Source organism: Streptomyces sp. NPDC107575 (assembly GCF_055657265.1).
Map to the genome: position 1 here is coordinate 404,990 of NZ_JBVKBG010000001.1, position 15,752 is coordinate 420,741.

At 71.5% G+C, this 15,752-nt stretch carries 11 protein-coding genes; 8 read left to right on the forward strand and 3 right to left on the reverse strand.

Features of this window, described 5'->3' with window-relative positions; genetic code table 11:
- Positions 1-111: 111 nt before the first annotated feature.
- The 4 genes from ACZ7L4_RS01905 (at position 112) to ACZ7L4_RS01920 (ending at position 9,168) form a co-directional block, all read left to right on the forward strand.
- Positions 112-2,700: a PA14 domain-containing protein gene (locus ACZ7L4_RS01905; RefSeq protein ID WP_472100343.1), complete on the forward strand. Its 2,589-nt coding sequence runs from the start codon at positions 112-114 to the stop codon at positions 2,698-2,700.
- Between the two features lie 68 nt (positions 2,701-2,768).
- Positions 2,769-5,171 (forward strand): beta-L-arabinofuranosidase domain-containing protein, encoded by a 2,403-nt coding sequence (locus ACZ7L4_RS01910; RefSeq protein ID WP_472098844.1) that lies wholly within the window; start codon positions 2,769-2,771, stop codon positions 5,169-5,171.
- An 80-nt stretch (positions 5,172-5,251) separates the two neighbouring features.
- Positions 5,252-7,600 carry a GH92 family glycosyl hydrolase gene (locus ACZ7L4_RS01915; RefSeq protein WP_472098845.1) on the forward strand — a complete coding sequence of 783 codons (2,349 nt, stop codon included), beginning with the start codon at positions 5,252-5,254 and terminating at the stop codon, positions 7,598-7,600.
- Positions 7,601-7,776: 176 nt separating this feature from the next.
- Complete coding sequence (locus ACZ7L4_RS01920) at positions 7,777-9,168, forward strand: wax ester/triacylglycerol synthase family O-acyltransferase (RefSeq protein ID WP_472100345.1); 1,392 nt, start codon at positions 7,777-7,779, stop codon at positions 9,166-9,168.
- Here the strand turns inward: ACZ7L4_RS01920 and ACZ7L4_RS01925 are convergent.
- Complete coding sequence (locus ACZ7L4_RS01925) at positions 9,165-9,947, reverse strand: NAD(P)-binding domain-containing protein (protein ID WP_472098847.1); 783 nt, start codon at positions 9,945-9,947, stop codon at positions 9,165-9,167. The genes ACZ7L4_RS01920 and ACZ7L4_RS01925 overlap by 4 nt on opposite strands.
- Before the next feature lie 303 nt (positions 9,948-10,250).
- On the opposite strand from ACZ7L4_RS01925, the gene ACZ7L4_RS01930 reads away from it, so the two are divergent.
- The gene (locus ACZ7L4_RS01930) at positions 10,251-11,777 is read left to right on the forward strand and encodes an SDR family NAD(P)-dependent oxidoreductase (RefSeq protein ID WP_472098849.1); all 1,527 of its coding nucleotides are present in this window, start codon (positions 10,251-10,253) and stop codon (positions 11,775-11,777) included.
- Here ACZ7L4_RS01930 and ACZ7L4_RS01935 read toward each other — a convergent pair.
- Together ACZ7L4_RS01935 and ACZ7L4_RS01940 are read right to left on the reverse strand one after the other, a co-directional pair.
- Positions 11,756-12,595: an SDR family oxidoreductase gene (locus ACZ7L4_RS01935; protein ID WP_472098851.1), complete on the reverse strand. Its 840-nt coding sequence runs from the start codon at positions 12,593-12,595 to the stop codon at positions 11,756-11,758. The two genes, ACZ7L4_RS01930 and ACZ7L4_RS01935, sit on opposite strands and share 22 nt — an antisense overlap.
- An 80-nt stretch (positions 12,596-12,675) precedes the next feature.
- On the reverse strand, positions 12,676-13,239 hold the full coding sequence (locus ACZ7L4_RS01940) for an HD domain-containing protein (RefSeq protein WP_472098853.1): 564 nt from the start codon (positions 13,237-13,239) through the stop codon (positions 12,676-12,678).
- Positions 13,240-13,369: 130 nt separating this feature from the next.
- Here ACZ7L4_RS01940 and ACZ7L4_RS01945 point away from each other — a divergent pair, with 130 nt between their 5' ends.
- The 3 genes from ACZ7L4_RS01945 to ACZ7L4_RS01955 are packed head-to-tail and all read left to right on the forward strand — an operon-like array spanning position 13,370 to position 15,401.
- Positions 13,370-13,738 carry a hypothetical protein gene (locus ACZ7L4_RS01945; RefSeq protein WP_472098855.1) on the forward strand — a complete coding sequence of 123 codons (369 nt, stop codon included), beginning with the start codon at positions 13,370-13,372 and terminating at the stop codon, positions 13,736-13,738.
- A gap of 59 nt (positions 13,739-13,797) precedes the next feature.
- Positions 13,798-14,562: a DsbA family protein gene (locus ACZ7L4_RS01950; RefSeq protein ID WP_472098857.1), complete on the forward strand. Its 765-nt coding sequence runs from the start codon at positions 13,798-13,800 to the stop codon at positions 14,560-14,562.
- Positions 14,559-15,401 (forward strand): cytochrome c biogenesis CcdA family protein, encoded by an 843-nt coding sequence (locus tag ACZ7L4_RS01955; protein ID WP_472098859.1) that lies wholly within the window; start codon positions 14,559-14,561, stop codon positions 15,399-15,401. The genes ACZ7L4_RS01950 and ACZ7L4_RS01955 overlap by 4 nt, the downstream gene beginning before the upstream one ends.
- The last annotated feature ends 351 nt before the right edge of the window (positions 15,402-15,752 follow it).

Here is a 15,752-nt window from a genome sequence, read left to right on the forward strand (position 1 = left end):
TCTTCCTCGACGCGCCCCAGCACAGGAGGATCCGTGCGCACCAGACGAGCCAAAAGTCTCAGAAGTTCCGAAGAATCCCGAACCCCCGGGCGTCGCGCAAGCGCAAGGCGCCTGTCCCTGCTCCTCGCCGCGGCGCTCGGCCTCAGCGCGCTCGCCGCGGCCCCGTCCGGAGCCGCCGCCGGCGCGGAAGACGACGATCCGGTCGTGGCCCACGGGCTCAAGGGCGAGTACTACACCCAGTCCGCCGCGGGCGCCTTCGACTTCGACAAGCTCAAGGCCACCGGCTTCGACCCGCAGATCGACTTCAACAGCCTGGAGTCCCGGCTCTCGTCCGCGACCGGTCAGGCGGACGACGCGAGCGTCCGCTGGACCGGAAAGCTGGTGCCGGAGAAGTCCGGGCCGACAACGTTGTCAATGATCGGTGACAACGGCTTCCGGCTCTGGGTCGACAACAAGCTGGTCATCGACCACTGGGTCGACGACTGGGACAAGGAACAGACCTCCCAGCCCGTCGACCTGACCGCGGGCAAGGCCGTCGACATCAAGGTCGAGTACTTCGAGCACTACGGCGGCTCCAACCTCCACCTGCGCTGGACCGAGCCCGGCGCGCAGAAGGAGGCCATCCCGTCCTCCGCGTTCCGGCTGCCCGACGACTGGAAGTACGACGGCGCCATCGGCACGACCGTGCTCGGCGACGGCCGCACCCTGAAGCTGGACTTCGCGCAGAAGCTCGGCGCCGTCCCCGGTGACATCGGCGATCACCTCAACGCCGTCATCGGCGGCGCCAAGTGGCCGCTCGGCAAGGTCGAGGCCGACCCCGACGACCCGCGCGCGCTGCTCGTCGGCCTCGACGAACCCGTCGTCGGCAACAAGGACGGCGACGCCTCCGGCCAGGCCGACGTCACGTACGACGGCAAGGGCGGGCTGACCGGCAGCGACGGCACGGCCGTCGGCTCCTTCTGGTCGAGCGGCCCGAACCACTCGACGCACGAGCTGACCACCAAGTGGGGCGACGACGTCACCCCGGCCAACGCCCACCGCGAGTACCCGCGCCCCCAGCTCACCCGCGACAAGTGGAAGAACCTCAACGGCAGTTGGCAGTTCGCCGCCGCCAAGGAGGGCGAGCAGCCGCCCGTCGGCAAGAACCTCGGCGAGAAGATCCTCGTGCCCTACCCCGTCGAGTCCCAGCTCTCGGGCATCGAGCGCCACGAGGACCGCATGTGGTACCGCCGCACCTTCACCGTGCCCGCCGACTGGAAGGTCGGCGACAAGCAGCGCCTCCGCCTCAACTTCGGCGCCGTGGACTGGAAGTCGGAGATCTACGTCAACGGCACGAAGGTCGCCGATCACAAGGGCGGCTACGACAAGTTCAGCGCCGACGTCACCGACGCCCTCAAGCCGGGGCGCACCCAGGAGCTGATCGTCGGCGTCTACGACCCGACCGACGCGGACAACGCCGAGAACCCGCCGATGGGCAAGCAGCGCCTCGACCCCAGCGGCATCTGGTACACCCCGTCCTCCGGCATCTGGCAGACCGTGTGGATGGAGCCGGTCGCCGCCGACCACGCCACCGACCTGATGGTGACGCCGAATGTGAAGACGGGCGAAGTGGCCGTGTCCGCCACGGGAGTTCGGGACGGCGTGCCCGTCACGGCAACCGCGTACGCGGACGGCAAGAAGGTCGCCACCGCCACCGGCACCTCCGGCTCCCCGCTCACCCTGAAGATCGCCAAGCCGCACCTGTGGTCCCCGGACGACCCGTTCCTCTACGACCTCAAGGTGAGCGTCGGAAGCGACCGGGTCGGCAGCTACTTCGGGATGCGCTCCATCTCCGTCGAGAAGGTGAACGGCACCCCGCGCACCCTGCTCAACGGCAAGCCGACGTTCCTGATGGCCACTCTCGACCAGGGCTTCTGGCCCGACGGCCTGCACACCGCGCCCAGTGACGAGGCGCTCGCTTACGACCTGAAGATGCACAAGAAGATGGGCTTCAACTCGGTCCGCAAGCACATCAAGGTCGAACCCGACCGCTGGTTCTACTGGGCCGACAAGCTCGGCCTGATGGTGTGGCAGGACATGCCCGCGATGGAGGCCGGGAAGAACCCGTCCACCGAGGCGCGCGCCGAGTACGAGCGCGAGATGAAGACGATGATCGACCAGCACATCAACCACCCGTCGGTCGTCATGTGGGTCACCTTCAACGAGGGCTGGGGCCAGTACGACGAGGGCCGCATCGCCGAGCAGGCGAAGTCCTGGGACCCGACCCGGCTGATCAACGGCCAGTCCGGGCTCAACCTCGGCCGCGACGGCGGCGCCGGCGACATCATGGACGAACACGGCTACCCGAGCCCCGCCCTGCCGCCGAAGCCCGACGGCGAACGCGCCCTGGTCGCGGGCGAGTACGGCGGCCTCGGCCTCGCGGTGCCGGGCCACGCCTGGTCGGTCCAGCAGTCCTACGTCGACGTGGACCCGGCGACGTACACGGACGACTACCTGGGGAAGCTGGACGAGGTCCACAAGCTGGCCTGCAAGGGCGGCAACGGCGCCGTCTACACGCAGATCTCCGACGTCGAGGGTGAGCTGAACGGCCTGCTCACCTACGACCGCCGTGTCGTCAAGCCCGACGTGAAGCGGGTGCACGACGCCCAGCAGGCGCTCATCCGTGACGCCTCGCAGGACACCGTGGCGAACTGCTCCTGACCCCGTACGCCCCCCCCGGGGCGGGCCCGTACCCACGGGCCCGCCCCCTTTCTCGTAGGAGGCAGCTCATGACTGTGACGCGACGCGGCGTGCTGCAGGCCGCGACGGTGGCCTGCGCGGCCACCGCGTGGGGCGGTGCGACGTCGGCGACGGCCCGCGCGGACGCGTCGGGACCGGCCGCCGACGTGTTCACGCGCCTGCCCGTCGGCAGTGTCACCGCCCGCGGCTGGCTCGCCGGCCAACTGCGGCTGGAACTCGCCGGATTGTGCGGGCGGTACGAACAGAAGTCGCACTTCCTGGACATGGACACCTGCGGCTGGATCCACCCGGAGCTCGGTGGCTGGGAGGAAGTCCCGTACTGGCTGCGGGGGTTCGTGCCCCTCGCGATCGCCACGCGCGACGCCGACGCGCTCGCCACGTGCAAGCGCTGGATCGAGCCCATCCTCGCCACACAGCAGTCCGACGGATTCTTCGGCCCGCGCGCCCTGCGCACATCGCTGAACGGCGGCCCGGACTTCTGGCCGTTCCTGCCGCTGCTCATGGCGCTGCGCACCTGGGAGGAGTACACGCACGACGAGCGCATCGTGCCGTTCCTGACCCGCTTCACGACATACATGGAGGCCCAGGGGAAGGGTGCCTTCGACAGCAGCTGGGTGTCCGTGCGCTGGGGCGACGGCATCGACACCGCGCGCTGGCTCTACGAGCGCACCGGCGACGCCCACCTCGTGAGCCTCGTCGACAAGATGCACCGCTACGGCGCCGACTGGACGGGCGAGCTCCCCACCCCGCACAACGTCAACATCGCCCAGGGCTTCCGCGAACCCGCCCAGTACGCCCAATGGGCCACTGGGGGAGGTGCGGAGCTGCGCCGCGCCACCTACCGCACGTACGACCAAGTGCTGGAGGACTACGGCCAGTTCCCCGGCGGCGGTATGGCGGGGGACGAGAACGCCAGGCCCGGCTTCGGCGACCCCCGCCAGGGCTTCGAGACCTGCGGCATCGTCGAGTTCATGGCCAGCCACGAGCTGCTCACCCGCATCACCGGTGACCCCGTGTGGGCGGACCGCTGCGAGGACCTGGCCTTCAACATGCTCCCCGCCGCCCTGGACCCGACCGGCAAGGGCATCCACTACATCACCAGCGCCAACGGCATCGACCTGGACAACTCCCGCAAGACCAATGGGCAGTTCCAGAACGGCTTCGCCATGCAGTCCTACCAGCCCGGCGTCGACCAGTACCGGTGCTGCCCGCACAACTACGGCATGGGCTGGCCCTACTTCACCGAGGAGCTGTGGCTCGCGGCCCCCGACGGCGGGCTCGTCGCCGCGATGTACGCGCCGTGCGAGGTGCGCGCCCAGGTGGGCGACGGGGTCGGGGCCACGGTGCGGGAGGAGACGGACTACCCGTTCGACGAGACGGTGACCCTGCGGATCGGCGTGGAGCGGGCCGTCGAGTTCCCGCTGCGGTTGCGCATTCCGGGCTGGTGCGAGGCGCCGCGCCTGACCGTCAACGGGCGTGCGGTGAAGGTCGCGAAGGGGCCCTCGTTCGCGGAGGTCCGGCGCACCTGGCGGGACGGCGACGAGGTGCGCCTGCGCCTGCCGCAGCGGACGTCGCTGCGCACCTGGAGCGGCAACCACGACAGCGTCAGCGTCGACCGCGGCCCGCTCACGTACTCGCTGCGGATCGGCGAGCGCTATGTGCGCACGGGCGGCGACGACACCTTCCCCGAGTACGACGTGCACGCCACCACTCCGTGGAACTACGGCCTGGTGCCCGGCGGTTCGATCACCGCACACCACAGGGAGGGGCCGCTCGCGGACAACCCGTTCACCCTCGACGGCGCGCCGCTCACGCTCACCGCCCGGGCCCGCCGGATCCCCGAGTGGATCGCCGACGAGGAGGGCGTCGTCGCACCCCTCCAGCCGAGCCCCGCGCGCAGCCGCGCGGCGGTGGAGGACGTGACCCTGGTGCCGATGGGCGCGGCCCGGCTGCGGATCACCGCCTTCCCGACGGCGGCCCCGAACGGCAGGCCCTGGACGCCGGAACCCGGGTACCACCGGGTGCTGAACCGGCACAGCGGCAAGGTCCTCGCCGTCGACGGCATGTCCACGGACAACGACGCGCGAGTCGTGCAGTTCCGCAACTCCGGCACCGGCGACCACGCCTGGCAGCTCCTCCCGGCCGGCGGTGGCGCACTGCGCATCCGCAACGGACAGAGCGGCAAGTACCTGGCGGTGAAGGGGAGTTCCACCGCCGACAGTGCCCTCGTCGTGCAGTACGAGGACGACGGCGGCGGCCGGGAGGACCTGCTGTGGGAGCGGGAGGACCAGGGCGACGGCTGGTTCCTGCTGCGCAACCGGCACAGCGGCAAGGTGCTCGGCGTCGACGGCATGTCCACCGCCGACAGCGCACAGGTGGTGCAGTTCGCCGACAACGGCACGGAGGACCACCTGTGGCGTGTGGAGTCCTGACGGTGGCCGGAGTCTTGACGGGCCGTTGGGGCACGCGAAGAATGACCAGCCATGCTGACAACGTTGTCGAGAGGTGCATGATGAGAAGGCGCAGAAGACCCGTCCGCCGCGCTCTGGGGGTGCTCGCCGGGGCGGTCGCGCTGCTCGGCGCCGGCCTCGCGGCACCCGCCGCGGCCTCGGCCCCGGCCGCGGGCGGTCAACTGACCGATCTGGTCAACCCGTTCATCGGGACGGAGAACGAGGGCAACACCTATCCGGGTGCCGCCGTGCCCTTCGGGATGGTGCAGTTCTCGCCCGACACCGGGCACAATACCGGCTACGACTACTCGGAGAACCACATCCGCGGGTTCTCCACCGTCCATCTGTCCGGTGTGGGCTGCGGACTGGGCGGTGATCTGCCGGTGCTGCCGACCGTGGGCGACATCGGGAGCACGGACTACGCCAAGTACGCGGCCGAGTTCAGCCACGACGACGAGAAGGCCTCGCCCGGCTACTACAAGGTGGGCCTGAAGTCCGGCATCGGCGCCGAGCTGAGTGCCACCAAGCGGACCGGCGTGCAGAAGTACACGTTCCCGGCCACCGACAAGGCCAACGTGATGATCAACGCCGGCCAGTCGCTGCACAAGACCGTGCACACCAAGGTCGACATCCTCGACAGCCGGACCGTGCGCACCGCCATCACCGGCAGCGGTTTCTGCCAGGACACCAAGCAGTACACGCTCTATACGATCACCAAGTTCGACCGGCCGTTCACCTCGTCCGGCACCTGGAAGGGCGACACCGTCACCGCGGGCTCCAAGGCCTCGGCCGCGGACGCCGAGCGCAACGGCGCGTACGTCCGCTTCGACACCGGCAAGGACCGCACCGTCGAGGCGACCACCGCGATCTCCTACGTGGACGCGCACGGCGCCTCGCTCAACCTCGCCAAGGAGGGCGGCCGTTCCTTCGACTCCGTGCGCGGCGCGGCGCAGGCCGCGTGGGAGGACCGGCTCGACGATGTGAAGGCGCAGGGCGGCAGCGAGACGCTGCGGCGCACCTTCTACTCCTCGCTGTACCGCTCGTTCCTCGCGCCGAACATCGGCAGCGACGTCGACGGCCGCTACACCGGCTGGGACCAGAGGATCCACCGCGCCGACGGGTTCACGTACTACCAGAACTGGTCGCTGTGGGACACCTACCGCACGCAGGCGCAGCTCCTGTCGCTGCTCGCACCGCGCGAGTCGCGGGACATGGCCCTTTCGGTGATCCGGATCGACAAGGACAGCGGCTGGCTGCCCAAGTGGGGCTACGGCACGGTCGAGACGAACATCATGACCGGCGACCCGGTCACCCCGTTCCTCACCAACGCCTACCAGCAGGGCCTGCTGAAGGGGCATGAGGAGGACGCCTACCGGGCCCTGAAGAAGAACGCCGACGGCGTGCCGCCGGCCGACTCCGCGCCCGTGGGCCGCGAGGCCAACAAGGAGTACCTGGCCGACGGGTTCGCGCCGTACATCAAGGACCGCGCGCACGTGAAGCCCGGCGACTCCGATTACGACCACGGGGCCTCGGCCACCCTGGAGTACGCCCTGTCCGACGCCATGCTCGGCCAGATGGCCAAGGAGCTCGGCCACAAGGACGACGCGAAGCGGTACGCCGAGCGGGCGCAGAACTACCGGAAGATCTTCGACGACTCGACCGGATTCTTCCGCGCACGGGACGCGTCCGGCGCCTTCACCGGGCCCGCCGACCCGGCCAAGAGCGAGGGCTTCCACGAGGGCACGTCCTGGCAGTACCAGTGGCTGGTGCCGCAGGACCTGCCCGGCATGGTCGGCCTGATCGGCGGCAAGGAGGCCGCGAACAAGCGGCTCGACTCCTTCTTCGCCTACGACCAGCTGGTGAAGGATCCTGCGAAGACCGCCCGTGAGGTGTGGGTCAACGGCCCGTACGACTACTACAACGCGGACAAGTACAACCCGCAGAACGAGCCCGACCTGATCGCGCCGTACACGTATCTCTCCACCGGCCAGCCGTGGAAGACCACCGACGTGGTGCACGCCGCGCTGACCCTGTTCACCGACACCCCGACCGGCATGACCGGCAACGACGACCTGGGCACGATGTCCGCCTGGAACGTCCTGTCGTCGATCGGGATCTTCCCGGTGCAGCCCGGAACGGACACGTGGAGCCTGTCGACGCCCGTCTTCGAGCGGGTCGACGTCACGCTGGACCGGCGCTACTACCCGAAGGGCGCGCTGACCGTCCGGGCGCCCGGCACCTCGGAGGGCAACCGGTACATCCAGTCGGCGCGGACGGACGGCGCCGCGTACGACAAGACGTATCTGACCACGGAGGATCTGCGGGGCCTGCGGAACCTGTCCTTCACCGTCGGCGGCGAGCCCTCGGCGTGGGGGACCGGTGCCGACGCGGCGCCGCCCGCCCTCAAGTGACGTAACAGACACGCCACTTGAGTGGTCCACTGAGTCACATGAGGCCCGCCTCTCCCAGAGAGGCGGGTCTTCATCAGTTGTTAACGCAGCGTGCCGTGATCGTACTTGACCGTAATCGACTGCGGGGGGTTGACTGCCCTCTCCCGTTGTCGACGCGAGAGCCCTCCATGACCTCTCTGAGTTCGGACTTGCTCGCTCCACTCGACCTGACCTTCTGGAACATCGAGACCGCCGAACACCCCATGCACCTGGGGGCGCTGGGCGTCTTCGAGGCCGAAGGGCCCGGCGCCGCCCGGCACGCCTTCGAACTGCTCGCCGCCCGCGCCGCGGGCGTGCCGGGCCTGCGCATGCGGATCGCCGGTGTGCTCGTGCCGGTCGGCGGCGCGGCCCGCGTGCCCGCCGCCGACTTCGACCCGCTCGAGCACGTGTGGCTGACCGGGCCCGTGGAGGACTTCCACGCCGCCGCCGGCGCGCTCATGGAACACCCGCTCGACCGCGGCCGCCCGCCGTGGGAGGCGCACGTACTGCCGGCCGCCGACGGCGCGTCGTTCGCCGTGCTCTTCAAGTTCCACCACGCCCTGGCCGACGGCCTGCGCGCCCTGACCCTCGCCGCCGGTGTCATGGACCCCATGGACCTGCCCGCCGGACGCGCCCCGAAGGAGACTCCCGCCCCGCCCCGCGGACTGCGTCTGCCGGTCCCCGGCATGCGCGCGATCACGCTCGGCGACCTCGACCCGCGCCGCTACGCCGACCACGTACGCACGCTGGCGGCCACCGCCACGCAGGCCGTGTCCATCGGCGCCTCCGTCGCCCGCGCCACCTGGGGCGTGCGCACGTCGCCCGCGCTCACCTCGAAGGCCAGCGGCACCCGGAGCACCGCCGGGGTCGTCCTCGACCTCGACGACGTGCACCGCATCCGCAAGACGGTCGGCGGCACCGTGAACGACGTGCTCATCGCCGTGGTCGCCGGGGCTGTGCGCCGCTGGCTCGACGAGCGCGGCGACGGCAGCGACGGCGTCGAGCCCCGCGCCCTCGTCCCGGTCTCCCGCCGCAGGCCCCGCACCGCGCACCCGCAGGGCAACCGGCTCTCCGGCTACCTGGTCCGCCTCCCCGTCTCCGAGCCCGACCCCGTCGAGCGGCTGCGCGCCGTCCGCGCGTCCATGGACCGGCACAAGGACGCCGGGCCCACGCGAGGCGCCGGCGCCGTCGCCCTGCTCGCCGACCACGTGCCACCGATCGGCCTCCGGCTCGGCGGCGGCCTCGTCGGCCAGAACGCCCGGCTGCTCTTCGACCTGCTCGTCACGAGCGTCCCGCTGCCCAGCCTCGGCCTGAAACTGGGCGGCTGCCCGCTCACCGAGGTCTTCCCGCTGGCACCACTCGCCCAGGGCCAGTCCCTGGCCGTCGCCGTGTCGACGTACCGCGGGCGCGTCCACTACGGGCTCGTCGCCGACGCGAAAGCGGTGCCGGACCTGGAGACCCTGGCCCGCGCGGTGACCGAGGAACTGACGGAGCTGCTCGAAGCCTGCGCGCTCCAGGCGTTCGGGCACGTGGGGGACGGCAGGCCCTAGGCAGGGTCCACGCCCGGCCTGCCCAGGTCCGTGCGGAGCTCGTCCAGGGTTCGGGTCAGCGCCTCGGCATTGGCCGGGGTGAACCAGGTGGTGCGGACCCGTTCGTTCGTGCCCTTCGGGGTCTCGTGGTCGCCCGCCAGCTGCTGGACGGAGCGCGCGCTGTCGCCCAGCGAACGCCCGACGTTGTGGAAGAGACCGCGGACGTACCGGTCGGCGTCCTCGGGGGCGACACCCTGCCGGGCGGCCCACTCGGTGAGCGTCGCCAGGTACCAGTAATGGGTGGTCAGGGTGGACGTCAGCGTCTGGAAGACGTCGAGCGTGGGCTCGTCGGCGACCGGCAGCGCCCCGCCGAGGCGGTCGAAGAGGCCGTCGACGGCGGGGTGGGCGGGGCAGGTCACGGTGACGGCGCCGCGCTCGCGCACGGCGGGCATCGGGATCGCGCGCACCACGGCGGCGGCGCCGAGCAGCCGGCGCACCTCGTCGATGCCGACGCCCGCCATGGCGCTGACCACGACCTTGTCCGGGCCCACCCGCAGCCCGGAGAGCGCCTCCACGCGGTCCTGAGGACGGACCGTGAGGATCACCGTCGAGCAGCGGTCGAGCACTTCCTGGTTGTCGGCGCAGACCCGCGCGTTCGCGAAGCGCTCGGAGAGCTCGGCCGCCGCCCGTGCGCCGCGCGGGGAGAGGAAGACGTCCGGCGGGTCCTCGACACCCGCGCTCAATCCGGTCACGAGGGCCCGGCCGAGCTCGCCGACGCCGATGATGCCTATGCGGTCCACTGGATGTCCTTTCACGCAGGTCTCGCGTCACGTTGGGCTCACGTCACGCAGGTCTCGCGCCACGCAGGTCTCGCGGGCGGGTCCATCCTTGATCCCCGCGGGAGCCGTGTCGACAGGGCGGTCCGCCGGTCCCGCGGCCTTCCGGCGGCGGCGTGGGCGCGTGACACCGGCCACTGAACAGGGGCCGGGGCCACCACGGGTTTGGAGACAGGCACCGCCGCTCCGTAAAATTCCGCCTTCGAGTGCTTTGGCAGCGAGCGCGGTCCGCGCGCGACGCGCGAGACCCTAGGAACGGCAGCGGCGATGACGGTGACAGACGACAACCAGGCCCCTCAGGCCTCCGTGGATCCGGAGGTCGCCTCCACGGACCCGGAGGCCGAGTTCGGTCCCGGCATCGACCCCGAGCGGCTCGCCGTCTGCCTCAGCGTGCTGGAGGAGCTCGACGAGATCGACGTCGACCACCCCGACGCGATCACCGTCCGCCGCGCCACCGCCGGCATCTACCGGACCGTGAAGCAGCGCCGCCGCCAGGAGCGCCGTGCCGCCAAGACCGCCCACGACAAGGCGGTCACCGAGGCGACGGCGACCGGCTCCGCGCAGCGCATCGACGACGAGACCGAGGGCATCCTGCCGTCCTCGCAGACCGAGGAGGGCAGGCTCGCCGGGATACTCCAGCGCCCGCGCTCCTGCTACACCTGCAAGACCCGGTACGTGGAAGTCGACTACTTCTACCACCAGCTCTGTCCCGCCTGCGCCCGCCTGAACCGGACCAAGCGCGACGCCCGCGCCGACCTCTCCGGCAAGCGCGCCCTGCTCACCGGCGGCCGCGCCAAGATCGGCATGTACATCGCGCTGCGCCTCCTGCGCGACGGCGCGCACACCACGATCACCACCCGGTTCCCCAAGGACGCCATCCGCCGCTTCAAGGCGATGGAGGACTCGGCGGACTGGATCCACCGCCTGGAGGTCGTCGGCATCGACCTGCGCGACCCGGGCCAGGCCGTCGCCCTCGCCGAGCAGGTGTCCGCCGCGGGCCCGCTCGACATTCTCATCAACAACGCGACGCAGACCGTGCGCCGCCTGCCCTCCGCCTACGCCGCCCTCGTCGACGGCGAGAGCGCGCCGCTGCCCGCGGGCGAGCTGCCGCCGCACACCGTCATCGGCGCCTTCAACTCGGGCTCCGTCGACGGCATCCAGGCGCTGCCGCTGGGCACCAGCGGCATCGACGCCCAGAAGGTCGCCGACCTCGCGCTCGTCGCGGGCAACGCGAGCGTCGAGCGGCACCTCGACGGCTCCGCCATCGACGCGGGCGGCCTCGTCCCCGACGTCGTCGAGTCCAACACCTGGGTGCAGACCATCGACCAGATCTCCCCGGTCGAGCTGCTCGAGACCCAGCTGTGCAACTACACGTCGCCGTTCATCCTGATCAGCGCGCTGCGCCCGGCGATGTCCGACGCCGCGAAGAAGGCGGAGAGCGGCCGCGCGTACGTCGTGAACGTCTCGGCGATGGAGGGTGTCTTCGGCCGCGGCTACAAGGGCGCGGGCCACCCGAACACCAATGCCGCCAAGGCCGCGATGAACATGGTGACCCGCACCAGCGCGCAGGAGATGTTCCAGGCCGACGGCATCCTCATGACCTCCGTCGACACCGGCTGGATCACCGACGAGCGCCCGCACTACGACAAGCTGCGCCTCGCCGAGGAGGGCTTCCACGCCCCCCTCGACCTGGTCGACGGCGCCGCCCGCGTCTACGACCCCGTCGTGCGCGGCGAGGCGGGCGACGACGTGTACGGCGTCTTCCTGAAGGACTACGAGCCCGGCAAGTGGTGACGCAGCCGCTGGTGGACGGCGTCGTTCGCGGCGCCGCCCGCTGAGGCCGCGCGCACCCGCGTACCGCCGTCCACAAGCAGGTCGGCGCCGGTGATCCAGGACGCCTCGTCCGACACCAGCCAGCGCACCGCGCGCGCCACGTCCTCCGGCTCCCCGATCCGCCCGGCCGGAAGGCCCGCCGCCACCGACTCCTCGGCCCGCTCCCACACGAAGCGGGCCATCTCGGTGCGCACGAGGCCGGGGGAGACGGAGTTGACCCGCACCAACGGGCCCATCTCGCCCGCCAGTTGAGCGGTCAGGTGCAGCAGCGCCGCCTTGCTGGTGCCGTACGCGCCGACGTTCGGGCCGACATGGCCCGCGCCCTCCGTGCACACATTGACGACGGCGCCGCCGTGCTCGCCCATCCACGCCCGCCACGCGCACTGCACCAGCCGCAGCGGCGCCTCCACGTTCACCGTGAACGCCGTGCGCCAGGTGTCCGGGTCGGCGTCCATGAGCGGGCCGTACGGCTGGTTGGTCGCCGCGTTGTTCACGACGATGTCGACACGCCCGAACTCCGCCATCGCCCGCTCCGTCACCTCCCACAGATGCGCCGGATCGGCCACGGACCCGGGCACACCCACGGCTCGCGCGCCGCGCGCCCGCAGCGCATCGACGGCCTCCCGCACCCCGTGCGGATCCCGGGCGGTCACGCACAACAGGGCGCCGCAGTCGGCGAGTTCCTCCGCGATCGCGCGGCCGATGCCGCGCGAGGCGCCGGTCACGACGGCCGCCCTGCCGTCGAGCACACGCGGGTGGTCCGTGGGACGCGAGGTCATGGGCGTACGGTCTCATGGGCGGCCAGTGCGTGACGATGTGTCAGCCGTGCATGGTTCGTGGCTGGTTGGTGGAGGCCGGGCTAGCGCACGTACGAGGCGTGGGCGGCCGCCACGAGTTCGAGGACCGGGCGCCAGTCCTCCATGACCCCGGCGTCCAGGCCCACGACCTTGCCCGCGTCGTCCGCGTGCCGCACCGTCACCGCGTCCTCCGCGTGCGGGTCCGCCTCGAACGCCGCCACCTCCCGCGGCGTCATCGGCCCGCCCTGAACGCCCAGCGTCAGCGCGCTCTGCGCGGACAGGCCGCGCCCCGGCTCGGTCGTCGCCAGATACCGCTTCGCCGGCACGTGCAGCCGTACGAGCCGGGCCACCCGCTCGCCGAGCAGCCCGCGCACCGCGTCCGCCGCCCGGTCCGCGTGCCCCGCGTCGTCGCCCGGGCACAGCAGATGCCCGAGGTCGTGCACGAGCCCCGCGACCTGCAACTCCTTGTCGCTCGGCCGGGAGCGGCGCAGCAGGGCCGCCGTCTGCAGCGCGTGGTCGTGCAGGTCGACGGGGTCGCCGCTGCGGTCCGGCGTGTCCCACGCGCCCCGGCAGGCGTGCAACGAGGCCATCAGTTCCTCGACGGTGCGCAGTTCGACGCGTTCCATGGACGACTCCTCCCGAAGCTCTTCCGCAGCCTGCCCGGAAGCCCACCATGGCGAACCGAGGACGAGCCGACCCACCGGTCAACAGGACGTGAACGCTGTCCCTTTTCCCCCATGGTGCAGAATTGCCCGCATGCGCCGCCTCACCCTCCCCGCTCTCCTGGTGACCCTCCTGGTCACCGTGGTGGGCGCGGCATGGGGCGGCGACTTCGGCGGCACACCCGCCGAACCGTCCCCGGCCCTCGCGTCCGTGCAGCAGCTGTCGTCGCCCGGCGGCACGACCGACTGCGACCCGCAGGGGCAGCACGCCCCCGACAGCCGCCAGGGCGTGCCCTCGCGTGGCACGAGCGCCCACGAACTCCTCGCCCCGCTCGCGTACGCGCACGGGCACGGCGTCACCGCGCCGCTCACCGGCATCGTGCCGCCGACCCCTGCGGGCCGCGGACCGCCGCCGCCCAAGGACCCGCCCACCCCGGTCGAACTGTCCGTCCTGCGCGTGTAGATGACGCCCCGCCCCACCCGTCATCACGCATTCCCCACGCACGCAAGGACGACTTCGTCATGCCCAAGAACACCACCACCGCCCGCGCCAAGCAGCGCCGCTCCGCCGCGATCGCCGCGGCCGTCGCCGTGGCCGCGATCCTCCTCGGCACCGTCTCGTACACCGCGACCAAGCCGGACGCCCGTACCGATGCCGCCGCATCCGACCAGCAGCAGGCGGACACCGCCGAGGCCAAGGACGAGCTGACCGACAAGCTCACCAAGCTCGCACGGCGCGACGCCAAGGACCCGCTCGCGCAGGGCCGCGCCGACGCGCCCGTGGTCCTCATCGAGTACGCCGACTTCAAGTGCGGCTACTGCGGGAAGTTCGCCCGCGACACCGAGCCCGACCTGGTGAAGAAGTACGTCGACGAGGGCACGCTGCGCATCGAGTGGCGCAACTTCCCGATCTTCGGCGCCGACTCGCAGTCCGCCGCGCGCGCCGCCTGGGCGGCGGGCCAGCAGGGCCGCTTCTGGCAGTTCCACAAGGCGGCCTACGCCGAAGGCGCCAAGGACAAGGGCTTCGGCGCCGACCGCCTCGACGCGCTCGCCCGCGAGGCCGGAGTGAAGGACCTCGACCGGTTCCGCACCGACCGCGAGGGCAAGGCGGCGCAGGCCGCGGTGAAGCAGGACAGCGACGAGGCGTACGCGCTCGGCGCCACCTCCACGCCGTCCTTCCTCATCAACGGGACGCCCATCGCGGGCGCCCAGCCCGAGGCCGCCTTCGAGCAGGCCATCGAGGCGGCGAAGGCGCAGTCCGCAGCGAAGTCCGGCGGCGGCAAGTGAGCGACATCGGCTACTTCGCGGCGTTCCTCGGCGGCCTGCTCGCCCTGCTCAGCCCGTGCAGCGCGCTGCTGCTGCCCGCGTTCTTCGCGTACTCCATCGACAGCCCGACCCGGCTCGTCGCCCGCACCGGCGTCTTCTACCTGGGCCTCGCCACCACGTTGGTCCCGCTCGGGGCCGCCGGCTCGTACGCGGGGCGCTTCTTCTACGGCAACCGTGACCTGCTCGTGTCCGTCGGCGGCTGGCTGATCATCGCGCTCGGCGTGCTGCAGATCGCGGGCCGCGGCTTCGCCTCCCGCCGCATGTCGGAGATCTCCGGCCGGATCCGCCCCACCAACGCGGTGTCGGTGTACGCGCTCGGGGCGGTCTACGGCCTCGCCGGATTCTGCGCGGGACCGATCCTCGGCAGCGTCCTCACGGTTGCGGCGCTCGGCGGGCACCCGGTCTACGGCGGGGCACTGCTCGCGGTGTACGCCCTGGGCATGGCCGTGCCGCTGTTCCTGCTCGCCCTGCTGTGGGAACGCTTCGACCTCGGCAAGAAGCGCTGGCTGCGCGGCCGCCCGGTCCGCATCGGCCGTTTCGAGACGCACTCGACGTCGCTCGCCTCCGGCCTGTTCTTCCTGGCGCTCGGCACGCTGTTCCTCGTCTTCGACGGGACGACGGCGCTGCCCGGGCTCCTTGACGTCGACAACTCGTTCGCCGCCGAGCAGTGGGCGCGCGGTATGGGCGACCGGGTGCCCGACCTGCTCGTCCTCGTCGTGGCGGTCGTGCTGGTGGGCGCGTTCTTCCTCGTACGGGCGCTGCGCGGGCGCGCGGAGAGCGTGCCGGTCGAGGCCGATTAGCGCCCGGCGGCAGGGGGCGAGTTGACGCCAATCTCTCGCGTCGGCCGCCCCCGCCCCACGCGCCCCGACGGCCCCGGACGACGCCTTGGGCCGCGCGGGCACAGCACGGCGACACGCCACGATGTCCTGAAGTGCCCCCGTACGAGCGAAAACCCGTCGCGCCGGGCCCGGTGGTCGTGGCTGAATGAACGCCAGGCGACCTCCGAAAGACCCAGAGATTTCAGCCCCAGTGAGCGGACCCCCGCTCATATGGTTAGGCTGTAGCCGCACGGTTACCGCAAGTGGGTCCGACACCTTGACCCATGGTGGCCGTACAGGGAGAGACCGAGAACCACGGCCGACCCCACCAGC

Excerpts from the sequence above, each read along its gene's own strand:
- ACZ7L4_RS01910 (WP_472098844.1), top strand. The coding sequence starts at position 2,769 with ATGACTGTGACGCGACGCGGCGTGCTGCAGGCCGCGACGGTGGCCTGC.
- ACZ7L4_RS01915 (WP_472098845.1), top strand. The coding sequence starts at position 5,252 with ATGAGAAGGCGCAGAAGACCCGTCCGCCGCGCTCTGGGGGTGCTCGCC.
- ACZ7L4_RS01930 (WP_472098849.1), top strand. The coding sequence starts at position 10,251 with ATGACGGTGACAGACGACAACCAGGCCCCTCAGGCCTCCGTGGATCCG.
- ACZ7L4_RS01935 (WP_472098851.1), bottom strand. The coding sequence starts at position 12,595 with ATGACCTCGCGTCCCACGGACCACCCGCGTGTGCTCGACGGCAGGGCG.
- ACZ7L4_RS01940 (WP_472098853.1), bottom strand. The coding sequence starts at position 13,239 with ATGGAACGCGTCGAACTGCGCACCGTCGAGGAACTGATGGCCTCGTTG.
- ACZ7L4_RS01945 (WP_472098855.1), top strand. The coding sequence starts at position 13,370 with ATGCGCCGCCTCACCCTCCCCGCTCTCCTGGTGACCCTCCTGGTCACC.
- ACZ7L4_RS01950 (WP_472098857.1), top strand. The coding sequence starts at position 13,798 with ATGCCCAAGAACACCACCACCGCCCGCGCCAAGCAGCGCCGCTCCGCC.